Origin of the sequence: Dryocola boscaweniae, from assembly GCF_025215095.1 — a bacterium.
In the GTDB taxonomy this organism is placed as follows: domain Bacteria; phylum Pseudomonadota; class Gammaproteobacteria; order Enterobacterales; family Enterobacteriaceae; genus Dryocola; species Dryocola boscaweniae.
The window spans coordinates 183,808-201,382 of the sequence record NZ_JALHAP010000074.1; the positions used below are offsets into that span (position 1 = coordinate 183,808).

Below are 17,575 nucleotides of genomic sequence, written 5' to 3' on the forward strand. Positions count from 1 at the left end.
ATTTATTCTCCGAAGATATTTACTGAAGTAGAAACGAGGGATTGAATACCGTATTCGCGAATCACCTGGCGGTGCAGCGTTACGGTGAGGTTATAGCGGCGTAGCCACTGGTTATTGATAAGTTCAGGAGCAGGAATTAAGGTTCCACAGCTCACAAAGGTCGGCCCGATTTTGTTAAGCTCCGCGTTGTTCTGCGCAAGATATAAACCATCACGAAATAATGCCGCAACGGCCTGCCCACCGGGGCCATAAAAACTACAGTTCACTGCTATGACTTCGTTTTGCGACAGGGCATCTGTATACCGATCGACGACTTTCATAGCGGGCATATCGCCCAGCTCTACATTGATGTCAAACTCGCACCAGGTGAGCCCGGCAACCGGTGAGGCTGGCGGCGGCTCGGTCCAGCGGGGGATGACCATTTCCGCCGGTAAGCCGCAAACGCCCGAAATCCAACGTCCCAGCTCGCTCTCCAGCGGTTCGTCATAGAGGGGCGGCGAACTGACCGGCGTGAGATAACCCGGCCGGGTAGAATCATTCATTTGTTACCTCCCTTATTAATGGGGTTCATGCATTGTTGGCGGACATAATCCTGCAAGCCTGCCAGTTGTTTACTGACGAATGCTATTCGCTCTCTGAGACGGAAATAATCCCGTTCAGCGGCGTCAACAAGTCTGGCGCGGGCTGCATCATCCACGCTGGCGGAGCCGGCGGCGGCAGGCAAAGGCTTGCAGGTTGCGTTGAGGTGCAACCGCTTAACCCCACCAGCCACATCAAGCTGCAAATTTTTAATGGTGCGTTGTGCATTGGCGAGTTCCTGTATGTACATGGCGTCCAGAGCAGCGACGTCACGCTGGCGGTTTTGCAGCTCATCAATAAACCTGCTCTGCGCGTCAATTTTCTTTTCGGCCTCAGCGGTTAACTGCTTTTGCGCGGTATAGCGCGACTGGAAGTGATAAACGCCGAAAGCGAGTGAGAGAAAAACCAGAAGCGCCAGCAAAAGCCGTGTGCTCATGAGACATTCCTTTTCCAGCGACAAACCTCATATTCGACCTCGCGGCGGTTCATCAGGCCTTTCCACTGCTTTCCTCCCGCCCAGGTCCATTTTTTTAAGCCTTCGCAGGCCTGCTCGAAACGCCCGGCGTTGAGTTCATGCAATAAAGCCGAATGCTGAAACGCTGAAATGCCGACGTTGTAGCTAAAGGTGATTAATGCGGCTTTCTGGTATTCGTCTGCGGGAACGGTGACGGCTCGTTCCACCGCTTGAGCAAAGGGCTGCAAATCTTTGTTGAGCATCGCCAGGCATTCTTCTGGCGTGTACTGTTTTCCACGTACGATGTCCTTGCCCGTATGCCCATAGCAAACGGTCAACACACCTGCGATATCGTAATAAGGCGCATAACGTACGCCTTCAAGTTCTGGCACTATCACGCTGGCGAGCGTCAGCGCACTGGCCCCTGACAGGCCAAGTAAGGTTTTTTTTAGTCCGGGAGACATTGCCATTAGCTACCTGCCTGTTTGAGTACCTCGCTTAGCGCTTTCGCCGTTGCGGGGAAGTCCGATGCCGTTTTGTTGTGAAGCTCCTCCAGATAGTCCTGAAGGAGCCGCGTTCGCTTTTCATCCTCTTTGCGTTTACGGTGCGCATCAACACGCCCGTTAATGTAAGAAGCCACTGAAATGCCTACGCTTATCAGGCCGAATATCATGTAGACCATATCCTGTGTCGTGATACCCAGACCGGCAGCCAAAGCCGCCAGCCACGCAGAACACTGCGTGACAATATTTCCTGGTTGGTCGTTCATGCGAGTCTCTCTCACCTGCGGCATGGGGCCGGGGTTCGTGTCATTCAGCAAGTAGGTAGAAGGTGTTCAGACTGGCGGAATAGATTTAGCGTGACGCTTTTCTTTACCGCGGGCATCTGGCGATCCCGAAGGTCTCTTGGGTTGAGATTGATAAACGCGGTGATTTTTCTGCTGCTGTTGTTCACGTAAGCGCTGATATTTTTCAGCATTCTGTTGGATTTGTAAGCCGTATTCATTCACCACTTCCAGAGCTTTGGCGACACGGTCTTCAGGTTTGCGGTTTAGCCGTAATATCAGCCGTGGGTCCGGCATGGCGCAAAACCCGACTAACAAAGGGTTTGCGGTTTTCCAGGCCGCTTGCTTTGCCTTCCGGCGTTCGCGGCGGCGTGCCTGTGCGTCCATATATCCTCCTGTCAATCAACTTTAGCGATGCCGGCTCAGGCATCCCAAAATTTATTGCCGGGGGTATTTGCCCTTTTTCAGGGCCAGAAGTTAAAGAGCGTTCACTTACCTTGTGAATCTTGCGTCCTGCTGATGAATTGATCTTGAACCAATAGTACATATTCGTCAAGAACTAAAAGTACGAATTAATGATAAAATTTTAAATTTAATGTTATCTATTGATTAATAAGAAATTATTTTTGAATGTTTAGCTTTCGGAGTACGACAAGAAAGGCATCCCCAGCGCTTGTCAGATAAGTGACCGGGGAAGAATGCGGCTAACGCCGCTGTAGCTTTAGGTAGAAGAAGAGTTATCAGGCGTGGCGGCGAATGGAGTGGCTGTACATCACGCGTCCGATGATTTTCAGATGCTGCTCGTTCTCTTCGCAGATTTTCCAGTCGGCATATTTAGCGTTATCTGAGCGCACCAGCAGGCTGTCGTGAGTCATTTGCAGGCGCTTGACCAGCAGTTGCCCTTTGTAAAGGAATACGTAGATACCGTCTCCCTGGAAATAATCTTTCGCGATGTCGACAAAGATATAGTCGCCCAGTTCAATGGTGCCGGACATGCTATCGCCCGTCACTGTTATCACTTTAATACTGGAGGCGGGACGATGACCAAAAAGCTCGAGCGCTTCCTGACTGTCATAAACTATATGATTGATGGTTTCGGTCACTTCGCTGGAAATCAAGCGTCCTGGGCCGGCGCTGGCTTCAATATCCAGCACGTCAATGCGAAATCCCGGTTCTGGCTGCGGGGTGTAAAATGGCGCGCTTGCGTTTTCATTGAGCACCGAAGCATGGACGGAATCGCGGCGCTCATCAGCGAAAATACCTTCGTTGCCATGCTGCAGCCACAGCACATCCGCGTTCAAAAACGTGGCCAGCTCATACATTTTATCCTGGCGGGGGATCGCCTCAGCGTTAAGCCATTTACTTACCGCTTTTGAAGATACGCCGAGGGCTCTGGCTATCGCCATACCCCTGCCAAACTCATCAAGACTGGCTTCTGTGCAGGCCTGCGCCAGCCTGCGGGAAAATGCTTCGCGCAATTGTTCTCTCTGTACCATAAGTACGATCATAGCTCATTTCGAGGACATTTGGTTCCATCATAGCACGTACTGAAAGTACACAAAACAATAAGCGCGGTTAAACACGCAGCGATATTGGGGATGTTTTGCTTTTATGGTACAGTGCGCGCCTGCAAAATTCCGGTGCTTTCACTTCCATCTTATACTGTATAAATATACATGCCCAAGTCGATTATGGCGACAGAGCGTAAGAAGTGAGAGGCAGGCTGGAAAGTGAGAGATAGCAAGGTTTTGAAATGGCTTTATTAATTACCAAAAAATGCATCAATTGCGATATGTGCGAACCGGAGTGTCCGAACCAGGCGATCTCCATGGGCGACAGTATTTATGAGATCGACACCGATCGTTGCACCCAGTGCGTAGGCCATTATGAAACGCCTACCTGCCAGCAAGTCTGCCCGATCGTGAATACGATTATCATCGACCCGGCGCACCAGGAAAGTGAAGAACAGCTATGGGATAAATTTGTTCAGTTGCATCACGCCGACAAAATCTAGCTTTCGATAATCACCGTGGCGCAGGCGTAGTGCCGCTCATCTGCCAGAGTTACATGTACCGATCGCACGCCCATTCGTTCAGCAAGTCGCTCCGCCTCTTCCCAGAACCGCAGTTGCGGTTTACCTAAGGCATCGTTAAACACCTCAAACTGATTAAACGCAAGGCCGTTGCGGATGCCGGTGCCAAATGCTTTTGCTGCCGCCTCTTTGACCGCAAAGCGTTTGGCAAGAAAACGCACCGGCTGCTGGTGCGCTTCGTATTGCTTCCATTCATTGGCGCTCAGCACGCGTTTCGCCAGCCTGTCTCCCGAGCGGGAGATAACGCTCTCAATGCGCGCTATCTCCACTATGTCCGTGCCGAGGCCAAGTATCGACATTAGCGACGAGCTTCTTGCATCAGACGCTTCATTTCTGCAACGGCTTCTTTCAAACCGCTCATCACCGCACGCCCGATAATGGCGTGACCGATATTCAGTTCGTGCATTTCCGGCAGGCGAGCGATGGCCTGCACATTATGATAAGTCAGCCCGTGGCCGGCATTTACTTTCAGGCCCTTACCTGCCGCATAAGTCGCAGCTTCAGCGATGCGCGCCAGCTCTTTTGCCTGGGTTACTTCGTCTTCAGCATCCGCATAGCAGCCGGTATGAATCTCGATGTACGGCGCGCCAACGGCAACGGCCGCGTCGATCTGGGCGTGGTCGGCGTCAATAAACAGCGACACCAGGATCCCCGCATCAGCGAGGCGTTTGCAGGCATCGCGCATTTTGTCGAACTGACCCGCAACATCCAGCCCGCCTTCTGTGGTCACTTCCTGACGCTTCTCCGGTACCAGGCAGCAAAAATGCGGCCTGGTGTCGCAGGCGATGGCAATCATCTCTTCGGTGACGGCCATTTCAAGATTCATGCGGGTGTCGAGGGTCTGGCGTAGCACGCGTACGTCGCGATCGGTGATATGGCGACGGTCTTCACGTAAATGCACGGTAATACCGTCGGCGCCCGCCTGTTCGGCAATGAAAGCTGCCTGAACCGGATCCGGATATGCCGTGCCGCGCGCGTTACGCAGGGTCGCGATGTGATCGATGTTTACGCCTAACAGTAATTCAGCCATGACTATCCTCGGGGATCAGAATGATATGTCAGGCAGTGTACACCGTGGACGGAAAGCATGGCTACGCTCGGGCGTTATTGCGGCTCTTCAGGCGATTTGAGTGGTGATTTTTTCGGCACAAACTGACGGAACAGTTCACGGCTTTTGAGCGGTTTACCGCCGAGATAGGGCTTGAGCGCCATGCGGGTGAAGCGTTTAGCGGCGCGTAGAGTTGCAACGTCCGGAAACTCACGGCTTGCCAGCGCTTTGAGTTCGTGGCCCGTGAAGCTGTTGTGATCAATGACCAGGCTTGCAATAAAGCCTTTTTCTTCCCGGTAACGATAGGTCATGGCATCGGCTACTTCTTCCCCGCTGCCTGCGCAATGCAGAAAATCCACCCCATAACCAAGATGCCCCAGCAAGGCCAGCTCAAAGCGACGCAGCGCAGGCTCCGGCGTTCCGTTGGTTCCAGCTAAGGCCTGAATACAGTGCAGATAATCGAAGAAAAGCTCGGAGAAACGGGTTCCCTGTTCAAGAACACGGGAGACAAGTTCATTGACGTAAAGGCCGCTGTAAAGCGAGATGCCGCTAAGAGGAAGCGCGAGGGAAACGGCTTCGGCGCTACGCAGCGTTTTAACTTCACCGCGCCCGCCCCAGCGAACCAGCAAGGGGGTGAAAGGTTGCAATGCGCCTTTCAGATTAGAACGGCGAGAACGTGCGCCTTTGGCAATAACACGTACTCGCCCTGATTCTTCAGAAAACAGGTCAAGCAGAAGGCTGGTTTCACTCCAGGGACGACTATGCAGGACAAAAGCCCGTTGCCAGCCTTCCATCAATTAATCGTCTGTATAACCGAGGCTACGCAGCGCGCGCTCGTCATCTGCCCAGCCGGATTTAACCTTAACCCAAAGCTCCAGGTGAATTTTGGCTTCGAACATCTCTTCCATGTCTTTACGCGCTTCGATACCAATGGTTTTAATTTTGGCGCCTTTATTGCCAATCACCATTTTCTTCTGGCCTTCACGTTCGACCAGAATTAGGCCGTTGATGTCGTAGCCGCCGCGCGCGTTTGTCACGAACTGCTCGATTTCTACCGTGACGGAATACGGCAGTTCAGCGCCCAGGAAACGCATCAGTTTTTCACGGATGATTTCAGAGGCCATAAAGCGTTGGGAACGGTCAGTGATGTAATCTTCCGGGAAGTGGTGAATCGCTTCCGGCAGGCGCTTACGCACGATGCTGGCGATAGTATCCACGTTCATGCCTGTCTCAGCGGAGATCGGCACGATATCAAGGAAGTTCATCTGGCTGCCGAGGAACTGCAAATGCGGCAGCAGGATGCTTTTATCCTGTACGTTATCGACTTTGTTGACCGCGAGAATAACCGGCGCTTTGCTGTCGCGCAGCTTGTTAAGCACCATTTCGTCGTCGGCTGTCCACTTCGTGCCTTCAACCACAAAGATAACCAGCTCTACGTCGCCGATGGAGCTGCTTGCAGCTTTGTTCATCAGACGGTTAATGGCGCGCTTTTCTTCCATGTGCAGCCCCGGGGTATCAACATAAATCGCCTGATACGGCCCTTCGGTATGGATGCCCATAATGCGGTGACGCGTGGTTTGCGCCTTACGCGAGGTAATGGAAATTTTTTGCCCAAGCAACTGGTTTAGCAGCGTGGATTTGCCGACGTTCGGGCGACCTACGATGGCCACGAACCCGCAAAATGTTTGTTCTTCACTCATTCCAGCTCCAGCTTTTTAAGCGCCTGTTCAGCGGCAGCCTGTTCCGCTTTACGACGGCTTGAACCCGTCCCTACGACCGGCTCAGGCAGGCCACTCACCTGACAGTGAATAGTAAATTCCTGATCGTGCGCTTCGCCGCGAACCTGCACAACCAGATAGGATGGCAGCGGTAAGTGGCGACCCTGCAAGTACTCCTGCAGACGCGTTTTCGGATCTTTTTGCTTGTCGCCCGGACTGATTTCATCAAGGCGGGTTTGATACCACGCGAGGATCAGACGCTCAACGTTCTGAATATCGCTGTCCAGGAAAACGCCGCCGATTAAGGCTTCAACGGTATCGGCAAGAATGGATTCCCGGCGGAAACCACCACTTTTCAGCTCGCCCGGCCCCAGACGCAGACATTCGCCCAAATCAAACTCACGGGCAATTTCTGCCAGCGTATTACCACGAACCAGCGTGGCGCGCATGCGGCTCATATCACCCTCGTCCACGCGAGGAAAACGGTGATAAAGCGCATTGGCGATAACATAGCTTAGGATGGAGTCACCCAAAAATTCCAGCCGCTCGTTGTGCTTGCTGCTGGCGCTGCGATGGGTTAAAGCCTGTTGCAATAGATCCTGATGTACAAAAGTGTAGCCCAGCTTACGCTGCAGCCTGGTGATTACGATGGGGTTCATGCGATACCAATTAATGAATGCGTCAATTATTCAGCACACGGAACAGACCTGAAACAGGGAATCCAACGCTGTTTCGTGTGCCGTGGCTCCTCAGCGAGGAGCCAACCTAAATACGGGGGGATATTCTATACGCAACGACAGGGTATGTCGTTACCTGAATAGATTTAATTGATCAATGGATTCCGCCAATACGATTTAATCGAACGCCGGTTGGCCACTGACCTTCTTGTTTCTCAAAACTCATCCAGATGGCGGTGGCTTTGCCGACCAGATTTTGTTCCGGAACAAAGCCCCAGTAGCGGCTATCGGCGCTGTTATCGCGGTTATCGCCCATCATGAAATAGTGGCCCGGTGGAACAATCCACGTCGCCAGTTGCTGGCCCTGCTGCTGGTAATACATCCCCAGTTGGTCCTGCGCGATTGGCACGGTCAGGATGCGGTGCGTCACCTCACCCAGCGACTCTTTGCGTTCAGCCAGACGAATGCCGCCTTCTTTGGTTTGGTCCTTAGGAACCTGGAAGAAGCCGGAAGTTGCTTCGCTGCCGTTGTTACGCGCGAAGGTCTGTACAAAATCGCTCGGCTCTACATTGCTGTAGGTAATTGGCAGCGCGTTATCGCATGCCTGGCCGGAGCTGCAATTTGGTTGAACCGTAACTTCTTTCGCTACCGGATCGTAACTTACACGATCCCCCGGCAGGCCAACAGCGCGCTTAATATAATCAAGACGTGGATCCTGAGGATATTTAAAGACCACGATGTCACCGCGTTTTGGATGCCCGGTTTCAATTAACGTTTTCTGGTAAATAGGATCTTTAATGCCATAGGCAAATTTCTCTACCAGAATAAAATCGCCAATTAAAAGCGTTGGCATCATTGAACCTGAGGGGATCTGGAAAGGTTCGTAAATAAACGAACGTACGATCAGAACAATTGCCAGAACCGGGAATACGGACGCCCCCGTTTCCAGCCAGCCTGGTTTAGGCGAGACTTTTTTCAGGTTTTTCGAGTCGAGGGTATCACCTGCGGCAGCTTGCGCTGCCGCCTGTTTCTCAAGACGCTTTGGTGCAAAAATGAATTTATCAATACACCATAAAATGCCCGTCACCAGCGTGGCTATCACGAGGATCAGAGCAAACATGTTCGCCATGCCAACTCCTTAAATTATTTGCCGTCTTTACCAACGTGCAGAATGGCGAGGAACGCTTCCTGAGGCAGCTCAACGTTGCCGACCTGCTTCATACGCTTCTTACCTTCTTTCTGTTTCTGCAGCAGCTTTTTCTTACGGCTTACGTCGCCGCCATAGCATTTAGCCAGGACGTTTTTACGTAGCTGCTTAACAGTAGAACGCGCGATGATGTGCGCGCCGATTGCCGCCTGAATGGCAATATCAAATTGCTGGCGCGGGATCAGCTCCTGCATTTTTTCCACCAGTTGACGGCCACGGAACTGCGAGTTGCCGCGGTGCGTAATCAACGCCAGGGCATCAACACGCTCGCCGTTAATCAGGACATCTACGCGCACCATATCTGAGGCCTGGAAACGTTTGAAGTTGTAGTCCAGTGAGGCATAGCCGCGCGATGTCGATTTCAGACGATCGAAGAAGTCGAGCACCACTTCCGCCATTGGAATTTCATAGGTCAGAGCAACCTGGTTGCCGTGATACACCATGTTGGTTTGAACGCCACGCTTTTCGATACATAGCGTGATGACGCTGCCCAGATATTCCTGCGGCATCAGCATATGACATTCAGCGATGGGTTCACGCAGTTCCGCGATGTTATTTAGCGCTGGCAGCTTGGATGGGCTATCAACATAAATCGTTTCACCGCCGGTGGTTTCGACTTCGTAGACTACCGTCGGTGCGGTGGTAATCAGATCGAGATCGTATTCACGTTCCAGACGTTCCTGAATGATTTCCATATGCAGCAGGCCGAGGAAGCCGCAGCGGAAGCCGAAGCCCAGCGCCGTAGAGCTTTCTGGCTCGTAGAACAGGGAAGCATCGTTCAGGCTCAGTTTGCCCAACGCATCACGGAAGTTTTCATAATCGTCAGAGCTAACCGGGAAGAGGCCCGCGTAAACCTGAGGCTTCACTTTTTTAAAGCCCGGCAGCGCTTTTTCTGCTGGATTACGGGACAACGTCAGGGTATCGCCAACCGGCGCGCCCAAAATATCTTTGATGGCGCAGACCAGCCAGCCTACTTCACCACACCCTAATACGTCGCGATCGACGCGTTTTGGCGTGAAGATACCCAGACGGTCAGCGTTATAAACCTGGCCGGTGCTCATTACCTTGATTTTATCGCCTTTTCTCATGGTGCCATTTTTAATACGCACCAGCGAGACGACGCCAAGGTAGTTATCGAACCAGGAGTCGATGATCAACGCCTGCAAAGGAGCATCCGGATCGCCTTCCGGTCCCGGAATATCACGGACCAGACGCTCAAGCACATCCGTGACGCCCAGGCCGGTTTTTGCCGAGCAGCGCACGGCATCAGTCGCATCAATGCCGACGATATCTTCAATTTCCTGCGCAGCACGATCGGGATCGGCTGCCGGCAGATCAATTTTGTTCAGCACCGGCACCACTTCCAGATCCATTTCCATCGCGGTGTAGCAGTTTGCCAGCGTCTGGGCTTCCACGCCCTGCCCGGCATCCACCACCAACAATGCGCCTTCGCAGGCCGCTAAAGATCGAGATACTTCGTAAGAGAAGTCGACGTGACCCGGAGTGTCGATGAAATTCAGATGATAAGTTTCTCCATCGCTTGCTTTGTAATCGAGCGTAACGCTCTGCGCTTTGATGGTAATGCCGCGTTCACGTTCCAGATCCATGGAATCCAAAACCTGGGCCGCCATTTCGCGATCGGAGAGGCCGCCGCAAATCTGGATGATACGGTCAGACAGCGTCGATTTACCGTGGTCGATGTGGGCAATAATAGAAAAGTTACGTATGTTCTTCATAGTTAGAGGTTTTTATGCCTTACAAATGCCTGAGAGCTCGGCGCTTCGCGCTGTACGGAGCATGATGTCAATGGCTGTCTTCTGCCTGAAACGCCGCATTCTACACTACAACGAGAAAGCGGGGAAACTGCTCATCCTGCAAGCTTAGCTGAGGGTATAAAAGAGGCCGGCAGAAGTGATACTTTGAATAGAGGCCTGCAGAATTTTACCGGCCATCTTCGGAAATGATAGTCTCGACGCGCAGCGCATCCGGCGGCAGCGCAACGCTAAGAATAACGGGCTGCCAGTCTGCCCGGCGGCTCAGTTTTGAAGAGATCCCGCGGGCCAGAAGGAAGCCGCCCACGCCGCCTAACAACGCGCCGCAAAACGCAGCAAGATCGGAGCCGAATAGTCCCTGAAATAGCGCAGCTATCAGGAAAAGGCCCACCAGCGGAGACATATAAACCAGCAGCGCAGAACCAATCAGGCTACCTTCGGCAATGCCCAGTTCGACTTTTTGTCCTGCTACCAGCGGTTGTTCGCTTGCCACCGACAGAATATGGTGGTTCTGCGGCCCAAGTTTGTTGAGCAATCTGCTGCCGCAACCCGCGCGCGAGGCGCAGCTATTGCATGAGGCTTTCACATCGCAACGCAGCAGCGCTTCGCCATTTTCCCATGCGACAACGGTAGCCCACTCTTTGATCATGGGGCAGTCCTGAATTTAATGCTGTCCGCGATACGCTTGGCCGTTTGCGGCGGTAGCTCGCCAACAATGGTGATTTCTGTTTTATCGCGAATGACAGAGCTGACGGTGCGGCGCCCGGTACGCAGCAGTTGATCGCCGCTGGCTGTACCTGCGCGGCTGATATTCACAGAGAAGCTAAACAAGCCATCGGAATAAAGGCGCGATTCAATGGGCACATCAACGGTAGGTAAAGGCCGACGGCTACTGGAAACTTCGCTGAAACCTTGCGGTAACCAGGTTGGCGTCCAGGAGAAGTTTGATTTTTCACCCCCCGGAACGGAAAGCAGGGGCGGCAGGCTCGCTTTGGCGAGATTTTGCATCATTCCACTTACCTGCTCGTTCACCGCAAACGAAATCACGCGGAACTGCTCCAGCGTTTCACCATCCCGGTCGAGCAAATCAACGCGTAGCGGCAGCTTAGTTTCGGCATCCATCCAGACGATATAACTGTAACGCGTACCGTCACGGGCAACGACGCGGATGACTTCACAAAGCCTGTCGGCAATGCGCGTGCGGCCAACGGAGATAAAGTCGTAATACGGCGTCAGACGTTTGAAGTCGGTATAGACGATGGATGGCAGGGAATCGACGATATAATCGCCGTTCAAGGTGAACGGTTCCAGCCCGGGTTCAAAGTAGCTGATTTCACTACCGCGCTGGACAACTTCCCGACGAGGACCATCCATTTGAAGTAATTGTGCGAGCGGTCGGTTATCCAGCCGTGCGTGGCGATAGCGTAAGGACTCTATCCCCTGCTTGTTGATGCTGATAAACGCCAACTCATAATTGAGTGACTGACTCGCCTGGTTCATCTGCTGCAACAACGCCCCGGACGAAACAGTGTCCGCCGAGGCGTTGGAGGTGAACAACAGGCTGCCTGCCACCAGTGACAGAGCACACCAAAGTTGCTTCATTACTGCGATTGAGTTCCTAAAGTTTGGTTTCCTGGCACTTGCACAGCAGCTTGCTGGGTTTGTGCCTGTTCAAACTGGAGTTGCTCGGCGTGTAAACGACGCTGCAATTCGTAATCCTGCAGCATAGCGTTGATACGACGACGCTGTTCCTGTACTTGCTGTTGACCCGTGCTTGCGGTGCTGTCAGACGGTATACCTAAGCTTACCGGGCTGGCTTTACCCATCATTGGCAGCGTGTTGAATACCGGCGTTTCAGGCTGCGCAGGGTTGTCTAACTGGCCGTTATAGTGCTGCACCCCAACGATAACCGCAAGCGATACGCAAGCGGCAACGCCCATTTGGGTGAGCTGGCTGGCCCACGGACGAACCTTCTGCCAGAAAGGCATTTTCTGCCATTGCTGCGGTTGCGGCTGTTGTTCCGGTATGAGTGGCGTGACCTGACGCGCTGGTTCATTTTCAATTGCAGCCATGACATTGGCTGAAATATCAAAATGAAGAATCTCACTGGTATCTCCGCGCATGGTGTCACGGATTAGGTGGTAGCTCTCCCAGCTTTGCTGCAAATCTTTGTCTTTCGACAATGCGTTCAGCAGCTCGCTATCCAGAGTTTCCCCATCCATTAAAGCGGAAAGCTGTTCTTTCTGCATGCCTAAATACCCTTCCAGTAACCCGCTATCGTCAACGCCTGATAAGCGGTTGAACTTTATTATCAATAGCTTCCCGCGCGCGGAAAATACGTGATCGTACTGTACCGACCGGGCAGTCCATGATGACGGCTATTTCTTCATAGCTCAAACCATCCAACTCCCGCAACGTAATCGCCATGCGTAAATCTTCGGGGAGCGACTCAATAGTACGGAAAACTATTTGTCTCAGTTCTTCAGACAACATTAAGTTCTCAGGGTTCGAAATTTCTTTCAGCGCACTGCCGCTTTCGAAGTTTTCAGCATCTATTGCATCCACATCGCTGGACGGTGGACGCCTGCCCTGAGCAACCAGATAATTTTTCGCTGTGTTGACCGCGATGCGGTACAACCACGTGTAAAACGCGCTATCGCCACGGAAAGAATCCAGCGCGCGATAAGCTTTAATAAATGATTCCTGTACCACATCCGGGACATCGCCGGATGGGACATAACGGGAAACCAGACTCGCCACCTTATGCTGATAACGAATTACCAGTAAATTAAAGGACTTCTGATCTCCTTTTTGGACCCGTTCGACAAGGACCTGATCCGTCAACTGCTCGCTCATCCGAGGTAATGTCTCCCCAAACCTAATTTCCACGCGTAATCGAAAAACCACCCGAACTCTGTATTATGAGCAAGCCCAGGGTTGGAGTGCCCGACTGGAGCAAAGTTCCGTTACGCCTTTGTTTTTCTGTTCTGTTTCGCGAATTATCTTTTCTTGATTATAAGTTCGGCTACGCAAAACGGTTAAGCTCTGTTTTCTGAAAAAACGCCTACAGAGCACTACGCAGAGTATCGCACGAAAGGCGATTTTTCATTAGTAAATCTGTTACTAACGCTCACTCTCGCACAAATTTTACATTCTCTATGCCCTGCGCTTAACGACGCATCAAGACACCGTCGTTGTTTAGTTCATATAACAACCTTCGAAAAAAAGCGTGTTGCAGTCCACATCGGGTGCTATGCTGGACCAACCTTTGTTTAGTAAATTAAACACAATGAACACACATTCCGAACTTGCCTGTGATGTACTGATCGTCGGTAGCGGAGCTGCCGGTCTCTCCCTTGCTTTACGGCTTGCCCAAAGCTGTAAAGTGATTGTTCTGAGTAAGGGCCCAATTAATGAGGGATCAACCTTTTATGCTCAGGGCGGTATTGCGGCGGTGTTCGATGAAACGGATAGCATCGACTCGCATGTGGAAGATACGCTTATTGCAGGCGCAGGAATTTGTGATCGCGACGCGGTAGAGTTTGTCGCAAGCAATGCCCGTCACTGCGTACAGTGGCTTATCGATCAGGGCGTGCTTTTCGATACTGAAATTCAGGCTAATGGCTCAGAGAGCTATCATCTGACCCGAGAAGGCGGGCACAGCCATCGTCGCATTCTGCATGCCGCAGATGCCACCGGTAAAGAAGTGGAAACCACACTGGTCGGTAAGGCGCTGAGCCATCCGAATATTCGCGTGATCGAGCGCAGTAACGCGGTCGACCTTATTGTCTCTGACAAAATTGGCCTGCCGGGCACCCGCCGCGTAGTCGGCGCATGGGTCTGGAACCGCAACCGTGAAGAGGTGGAAACCTGTCGGGCTAAGGCTGTTGTGCTGGCTACCGGCGGCGCTTCAAAAGTTTATCAATATACGACCAACCCGGATATTTCCTCCGGCGACGGTATCGCCATGGCCTGGCGTGCTGGCTGCCGCGTAGCGAATCTGGAGTTTAACCAGTTCCATCCGACGGCCCTTTTCCATCCGCAGGCGCGTAACTTCTTGCTGACTGAAGCGCTACGCGGCGAAGGCGCTTACCTCAAACGTCCTGACGGCACTCGTTTCATGCCCGATTTCGATGAACGCGGCGAGCTTGCCCCACGCGATATCGTCGCTCGCGCCATTGACCATGAAATGAAGCGTCTCGGTGCAGACTGCATGTACCTCGATATTAGCCACAAGCCGGAAGAGTTCGTTCGCCACCATTTCCCGACCATCTATGAAAAACTGCTGGGGTTGGGAATCGATTTGACCAAAGAGCCTGTGCCTGTTGTTCCCGCTGCGCATTATACCTGTGGCGGCGTGATGATTGACGAGAATGGCCGCACGGACGTCGACGGACTCTATGCTATCGGCGAAGTGACTTATACCGGCCTGCACGGCGCTAACCGCATGGCGTCAAATTCCCTGCTGGAATGTCTGGTTTACGGCTGGTCCGCCGCGGAAGATATTATCAAGCGCTTGCCCTTTGCACGTGAAACTAAATCCCTGCCGGACTGGGATGACAGCCGCGTAGATAACCCGGACGAGCAGGTTGTGATTCAGCACAACTGGCATGAGCTACGGCTATTTATGTGGGATTACGTAGGCATTGTTCGCACAACGCGCCGTCTGGAGCGAGCTTTACGCCGTATTACCATGCTGCAACAAGAAATCGATGAATATTACGCCAACTTCCGCGTTTCCAATAACCTGCTGGAGCTGCGAAATCTTGTCCAGGTGGCAGAATTAATTGTGCGCTGCGCAATGATGCGTAAAGAAAGCCGGGGACTGCATTACACGCTCGACTATCCGGAACTGGTTGAAAATTCCGGACCGAGCATTCTTTCCCCGCTTCACATAAACAAATAGAAATCCTGGGTCAGACCGCAATAGCCTTCAGACCAGGTTTGGTCTGGCCCGCGAATAAACAGCCGTTCGGTAAAATACTCGCCATCTGTTGGCGAGAGCGCCAGCATAACGCGGTGAGGTAAACGGGTTTCATTATCTGCAACGTCCGTACGATAGCGCACAAACCATCCCTGCGTTTTCGCCATATCCGTAAAGGCTGTGCCCGCCGATTCAGGCATGATCACACAGAAAAAACCGTCCTCGGTGATTAACTGCGCTGCGCTGCCCAACAGCGCGCTATGATCAAGCGTTGTGGTATAGCGAGCCTGTGCGCGTTCAGGAGAAGCGCAAGCGCTTCCTTGTTCGAAGAAAGGTGGGTTGCTGACGATAAGAGAATAGCGCTGCGTCGCCTGCTGCGCCCACTCGCGAATATCCGCACAATGCACGCTTATACGCGATGCCCAGCGGCAGCCGCTGGCATTTTCTGCCGCCTGTTCAGCCGCTATGGGATCGAGTTCCACCGCATCGATGGTGACATCATCAGACGTGCGCTGCGCAAGCATCAGCGCCAGCAAGCCGCTGCCAGTGCCAATATCCAGCACGCTTTTAACATTGGCGACCGGAGCCCAGGCGCCGAGTAAAGTACCATCAGTACCTACTTTCATTGCACAGCGATCGTGTGCGATAAAAAACTGTTTAAATGTGAATCCGTCACGACGCAAATGCGCTTTCTGCCTGGACATCTTATTAACCCTGTAAAGAAACCGCAGTAGCATAAGTGAAACCCGGCGCCAGGAAAAGCATCACTTAGATACACTAACAGATGAAGATCGCAGCCATAACGTCTATAATCGGCGCCCCACATAGAGGTAGACCATGACTGTAAGCACTTTTTCCGAACTCGAACTAGACGAAAGCCTTTTGGACGCGCTCCAGGATAAGGGCTTCACTCGCCCGACAGCTATTCAGGCTGCCGCCATTCCTCCTGCGCTTGAGGGGCGTGATGTTCTTGGTTCCGCGCCAACGGGTACCGGTAAAACGGCGGCCTATCTGCTGCCAGTGTTACAGCATTTGATCGACTTCCCACGCAAGAAATCCGGTCCGCCGCGCATTTTGATTGTTACGCCAACCCGCGAGCTGGCAATGCAGGTGGCGGATCATGCCCGTGAACTGGCGAAACATACACATCTTGATATCGCCACTATCACCGGCGGCGTGGCGTATATGAACCACGCTGAAGTCTTCAGCGAGAACCAGGATATTGTGGTTGCCACTACCGGTCGTCTGCTGCAGTACATCAAAGAAGAAAACTTTGACTGCCGCGCGGTAGAAACGCTGATTCTGGATGAAGCCGATCGCATGCTGGACTTAGGTTTTGCGCAGGACATTGAAACCATCGCTGCCGAAACGCGCTGGCGTAAACAGACCATGCTTTTCTCCGCCACGCTCGAAGGCAATGCTGTTAAAGAATTCGCCGAACGCCTGCTGGAAGATCCTGTAGAAGTTTCTGCGACCTCATCCACGCGTGAACGTAAAAAAATCCACCAGTGGTATTACCGTGCGGATGATGTGACCCATAAAACCGCACTGCTGGTAAATCTGCTTCAGCAACCTGAAACCACCCGCTCAATCGTCTTCGTTCGTAAACGCGAGCGTGTGCATGAGTTAGTTGCCTGGCTGCGCGAAGCAGGAATCAATACCTGCTATCTCGAAGGCGAGATGGTACAGATGAAGCGTACCGAAGCGATTAAGCGTTTGACGGACGGGCGCGTTAATGTGCTGATTGCCACCGATGTTGCCGCACGCGGCATTGATATCCCGGAAGTCAGCCACGTGTTCAACTTTGATATGCCGCGTACAGCCGATACTTACTTACACCGTATCGGACGTACCGGACGCGCAGGTCTTAAAGGTACGGCGATTTCTCTGGTTGAAGCCCACGATCATCTGCTGTTAGGCAAAATTACTCGCTACATGAAAGAGCCTTTAAAAGCACGAGTCATTGATGAACTGCGCCCGACGACGCGTGCGCCAAGTGAAAAACTCACCGGCAAACCGTCCAAGAAAGTGCTTGCTAAACGCGAAGAGAAAAAGAAAGACGAGAAAGAAAAACCTCGTGTGAAAGTGCGTCATCGCGATAAGAAGAATGTCGGCAAGCGCCGTAAACCAAGCAGCGCAAAATCTGAATCTGCGGAATAATTCAGCAGCGTAACAAAAAACCGCCTCATGAAAGGTAATGCCAGTCAGTTAAGCAACTGACTGGCTGTTTTCTTCTGAGGTTTTGGGTATTTCCAGGGCCTCTCTTTCACCACTCTCGGGAACGCTCTTTCCCTTCTTATCGGTAGCTTCACCATCTGCG

22 protein-coding genes and 1 pseudogene are annotated in these 17,575 nt (G+C 52.5%); 3 read left to right on the plus strand and 20 right to left on the minus strand.

The window, feature by feature from the left end; all coding sequences use genetic code 11:
- Positions 1-2 precede the first annotated feature (2 nt).
- From MUA00_RS06885 to MUA00_RS06910, 6 genes are all read right to left on the minus strand, one after another.
- On the minus strand, positions 3-542 hold the full coding sequence (locus tag MUA00_RS06885) for a phage neck terminator protein (protein ID WP_271122233.1): 540 nt from the start codon (positions 540-542) through the stop codon (positions 3-5).
- A complete protein-coding gene (locus MUA00_RS06890) occupies positions 539-1,015 on the minus strand; it encodes a lysis protein (RefSeq protein WP_271122232.1) in 477 nt (158 codons plus the stop codon). Before MUA00_RS06890 ends, MUA00_RS06885 begins: the two co-directional genes overlap by 4 nt.
- Positions 1,012-1,497 (minus strand): lysozyme, encoded by a 486-nt coding sequence (locus MUA00_RS06895; RefSeq protein ID WP_333780867.1) that lies wholly within the window; start codon positions 1,495-1,497, stop codon positions 1,012-1,014. Before MUA00_RS06895 ends, MUA00_RS06890 begins: the two co-directional genes overlap by 4 nt.
- A 5-nt stretch (positions 1,498-1,502) precedes the next feature.
- On the minus strand, positions 1,503-1,802 hold the full coding sequence (locus MUA00_RS06900) for a hypothetical protein (protein WP_271122230.1): 300 nt from the start codon (positions 1,800-1,802) through the stop codon (positions 1,503-1,505).
- 66 nt (positions 1,803-1,868) lie between these two features.
- Complete coding sequence (locus MUA00_RS06905) at positions 1,869-2,204, minus strand: antitermination protein N (RefSeq protein WP_271122229.1); 336 nt, start codon at positions 2,202-2,204, stop codon at positions 1,869-1,871.
- A 353-nt stretch (positions 2,205-2,557) separates the two neighbouring features.
- Complete coding sequence (locus MUA00_RS06910; protein ID WP_271122376.1) at positions 2,558-3,313, minus strand: LexA family transcriptional regulator; 756 nt, start codon at positions 3,311-3,313, stop codon at positions 2,558-2,560.
- A gap of 257 nt (positions 3,314-3,570) precedes the next feature.
- On the opposite strand from MUA00_RS06910, the gene MUA00_RS06915 reads away from it, so the two are divergent.
- Complete coding sequence (locus MUA00_RS06915) at positions 3,571-3,831, plus strand: YfhL family 4Fe-4S dicluster ferredoxin (RefSeq protein ID WP_271122228.1); 261 nt, start codon at positions 3,571-3,573, stop codon at positions 3,829-3,831.
- On the opposite strand, the gene acpS is transcribed toward MUA00_RS06915, so the two are convergent.
- The 12 genes and pseudogenes from acpS to rseD form a co-directional block, all read right to left on the minus strand.
- Positions 3,828-4,208: a holo-ACP synthase gene (gene acpS / locus MUA00_RS06920; RefSeq protein ID WP_271122227.1), complete on the minus strand. Its 381-nt coding sequence runs from the start codon at positions 4,206-4,208 to the stop codon at positions 3,828-3,830. The genes MUA00_RS06915 and acpS overlap by 4 nt on opposite strands.
- The gene (gene pdxJ, locus MUA00_RS06925) at positions 4,208-4,939 is read right to left on the minus strand and encodes a pyridoxine 5'-phosphate synthase (protein WP_271122226.1); all 732 of its coding nucleotides are present in this window, start codon (positions 4,937-4,939) and stop codon (positions 4,208-4,210) included. The genes acpS and pdxJ overlap by 1 nt, the downstream gene beginning before the upstream one ends.
- A gap of 74 nt (positions 4,940-5,013) precedes the next feature.
- Positions 5,014-5,751 (minus strand): DNA repair protein RecO, encoded by a 738-nt coding sequence (gene recO / locus MUA00_RS06930; protein WP_271122225.1) that lies wholly within the window; start codon positions 5,749-5,751, stop codon positions 5,014-5,016.
- Between the two features lie 3 nt (positions 5,752-5,754).
- Positions 5,755-6,657 (minus strand): GTPase Era, encoded by a 903-nt coding sequence (gene era / locus MUA00_RS06935; RefSeq protein WP_271122224.1) that lies wholly within the window; start codon positions 6,655-6,657, stop codon positions 5,755-5,757.
- Positions 6,654-7,334, minus strand: a complete 681-nt coding sequence (gene rnc, locus MUA00_RS06940; protein ID WP_271122223.1) for a ribonuclease III — start codon at positions 7,332-7,334, stop codon at positions 6,654-6,656. Before rnc ends, era begins: the two co-directional genes overlap by 4 nt.
- Positions 7,335-7,506: 172 nt before the next feature.
- A complete protein-coding gene (gene lepB / locus MUA00_RS06945) occupies positions 7,507-8,481 on the minus strand; it encodes a signal peptidase I (RefSeq protein WP_271122222.1) in 975 nt (324 codons plus the stop codon).
- 14 nt (positions 8,482-8,495) lie between these two features.
- Positions 8,496-10,295, minus strand: coding sequence for a translation elongation factor 4 (gene lepA / locus MUA00_RS06950; protein WP_271122221.1), 1,800 nt, complete (start codon positions 10,293-10,295; stop codon positions 8,496-8,498).
- Between the two features lie 205 nt (positions 10,296-10,500).
- Entirely contained in the window at positions 10,501-10,980 is a 480-nt protein-coding gene (gene rseC / locus MUA00_RS06955) for a SoxR-reducing system protein RseC (protein WP_271122220.1), read from the minus strand.
- Positions 10,977-11,933 carry a sigma-E factor regulatory protein RseB gene (gene rseB, locus MUA00_RS06960; protein ID WP_271122219.1) on the minus strand — a complete coding sequence of 319 codons (957 nt, stop codon included), beginning with the start codon at positions 11,931-11,933 and terminating at the stop codon, positions 10,977-10,979. Before rseB ends, rseC begins: the two co-directional genes overlap by 4 nt.
- Positions 11,933-12,580, minus strand: coding sequence for an anti-sigma-E factor RseA (gene rseA, locus MUA00_RS06965; RefSeq protein WP_271122218.1), 648 nt, complete (start codon positions 12,578-12,580; stop codon positions 11,933-11,935). Before rseA ends, rseB begins: the two co-directional genes overlap by 1 nt.
- Before the next feature lie 31 nt (positions 12,581-12,611).
- A complete protein-coding gene (gene rpoE / locus MUA00_RS06970; protein ID WP_121265849.1) occupies positions 12,612-13,187 on the minus strand; it encodes an RNA polymerase sigma factor RpoE in 576 nt (191 codons plus the stop codon).
- Positions 13,184-13,237, minus strand: a pseudogene (gene rseD / locus MUA00_RS21290) (rpoE leader peptide RseD); the annotation flags it as partial. The gene rpoE and the pseudogene rseD, both read right to left, overlap by 4 nt.
- A gap of 383 nt (positions 13,238-13,620) precedes the next feature.
- On the opposite strand from rseD, the gene nadB reads away from it, so the two are divergent.
- Entirely contained in the window at positions 13,621-15,237 is a 1,617-nt protein-coding gene (gene nadB, locus MUA00_RS06975) for an L-aspartate oxidase (protein WP_271122217.1), read from the plus strand.
- Here the strand turns inward: nadB and trmN are convergent.
- Complete coding sequence (trmN, locus tag MUA00_RS06980) at positions 15,222-15,959, minus strand: tRNA(1)(Val) (adenine(37)-N(6))-methyltransferase TrmN (protein ID WP_271122216.1); 738 nt, start codon at positions 15,957-15,959, stop codon at positions 15,222-15,224. The genes nadB and trmN overlap by 16 nt on opposite strands.
- A 133-nt stretch (positions 15,960-16,092) precedes the next feature.
- On the opposite strand from trmN, the gene srmB reads away from it, so the two are divergent.
- Positions 16,093-17,415 carry an ATP-dependent RNA helicase SrmB gene (gene srmB, locus MUA00_RS06985; RefSeq protein ID WP_271122215.1) on the plus strand — a complete coding sequence of 441 codons (1,323 nt, stop codon included), beginning with the start codon at positions 16,093-16,095 and terminating at the stop codon, positions 17,413-17,415.
- A gap of 44 nt (positions 17,416-17,459) precedes the next feature.
- On the opposite strand, the gene MUA00_RS06990 is transcribed toward srmB, so the two are convergent.
- Positions 17,460-17,575 (minus strand): hypothetical protein (locus MUA00_RS06990; RefSeq protein WP_271122375.1); only part of this gene is annotated, 116 nt, incomplete at its 5' end.

Bases quoted from the DNA above. Each gene is read 5' to 3' on its own strand.
- MUA00_RS06885 (WP_271122233.1), bottom strand. From the start codon at position 542: ATGAATGATTCTACCCGGCCGGGTTATCTCACGCCGGTCAGTTCGCCG.
- MUA00_RS06890 (WP_271122232.1), bottom strand. From the start codon at position 1,015: ATGAGCACACGGCTTTTGCTGGCGCTTCTGGTTTTTCTCTCACTCGCT.
- MUA00_RS06895 (WP_333780867.1), bottom strand. From the start codon at position 1,497: ATGTCTCCCGGACTAAAAAAAACCTTACTTGGCCTGTCAGGGGCCAGT.
- MUA00_RS06900 (WP_271122230.1), bottom strand. From the start codon at position 1,802: ATGAACGACCAACCAGGAAATATTGTCACGCAGTGTTCTGCGTGGCTG.
- MUA00_RS06905 (WP_271122229.1), bottom strand. From the start codon at position 2,204: ATGGACGCACAGGCACGCCGCCGCGAACGCCGGAAGGCAAAGCAAGCG.
- MUA00_RS06910 (WP_271122376.1), bottom strand. From the start codon at position 3,313: ATGGTACAGAGAGAACAATTGCGCGAAGCATTTTCCCGCAGGCTGGCG.
- MUA00_RS06915 (WP_271122228.1), top strand. From the start codon at position 3,571: ATGGCTTTATTAATTACCAAAAAATGCATCAATTGCGATATGTGCGAA.
- acpS (WP_271122227.1), bottom strand. From the start codon at position 4,208: ATGTCGATACTTGGCCTCGGCACGGACATAGTGGAGATAGCGCGCATT.
- pdxJ (WP_271122226.1), bottom strand. From the start codon at position 4,939: ATGGCTGAATTACTGTTAGGCGTAAACATCGATCACATCGCGACCCTG.
- recO (WP_271122225.1), bottom strand. From the start codon at position 5,751: ATGGAAGGCTGGCAACGGGCTTTTGTCCTGCATAGTCGTCCCTGGAGT.
- era (WP_271122224.1), bottom strand. From the start codon at position 6,657: ATGAGTGAAGAACAAACATTTTGCGGGTTCGTGGCCATCGTAGGTCGC.
- rnc (WP_271122223.1), bottom strand. From the start codon at position 7,334: ATGAACCCCATCGTAATCACCAGGCTGCAGCGTAAGCTGGGCTACACT.
- lepB (WP_271122222.1), bottom strand. From the start codon at position 8,481: ATGGCGAACATGTTTGCTCTGATCCTCGTGATAGCCACGCTGGTGACG.
- lepA (WP_271122221.1), bottom strand. From the start codon at position 10,295: ATGAAGAACATACGTAACTTTTCTATTATTGCCCACATCGACCACGGT.
- rseC (WP_271122220.1), bottom strand. From the start codon at position 10,980: ATGATCAAAGAGTGGGCTACCGTTGTCGCATGGGAAAATGGCGAAGCG.
- rseB (WP_271122219.1), bottom strand. From the start codon at position 11,933: ATGAAGCAACTTTGGTGTGCTCTGTCACTGGTGGCAGGCAGCCTGTTG.
- rseA (WP_271122218.1), bottom strand. From the start codon at position 12,580: ATGCAGAAAGAACAGCTTTCCGCTTTAATGGATGGGGAAACTCTGGAT.
- rpoE (WP_121265849.1), bottom strand. From the start codon at position 13,187: ATGAGCGAGCAGTTGACGGATCAGGTCCTTGTCGAACGGGTCCAAAAA.
- nadB (WP_271122217.1), top strand. From the start codon at position 13,621: ATGAACACACATTCCGAACTTGCCTGTGATGTACTGATCGTCGGTAGC.
- trmN (WP_271122216.1), bottom strand. From the start codon at position 15,959: ATGTCCAGGCAGAAAGCGCATTTGCGTCGTGACGGATTCACATTTAAA.
- srmB (WP_271122215.1), top strand. From the start codon at position 16,093: ATGACTGTAAGCACTTTTTCCGAACTCGAACTAGACGAAAGCCTTTTG.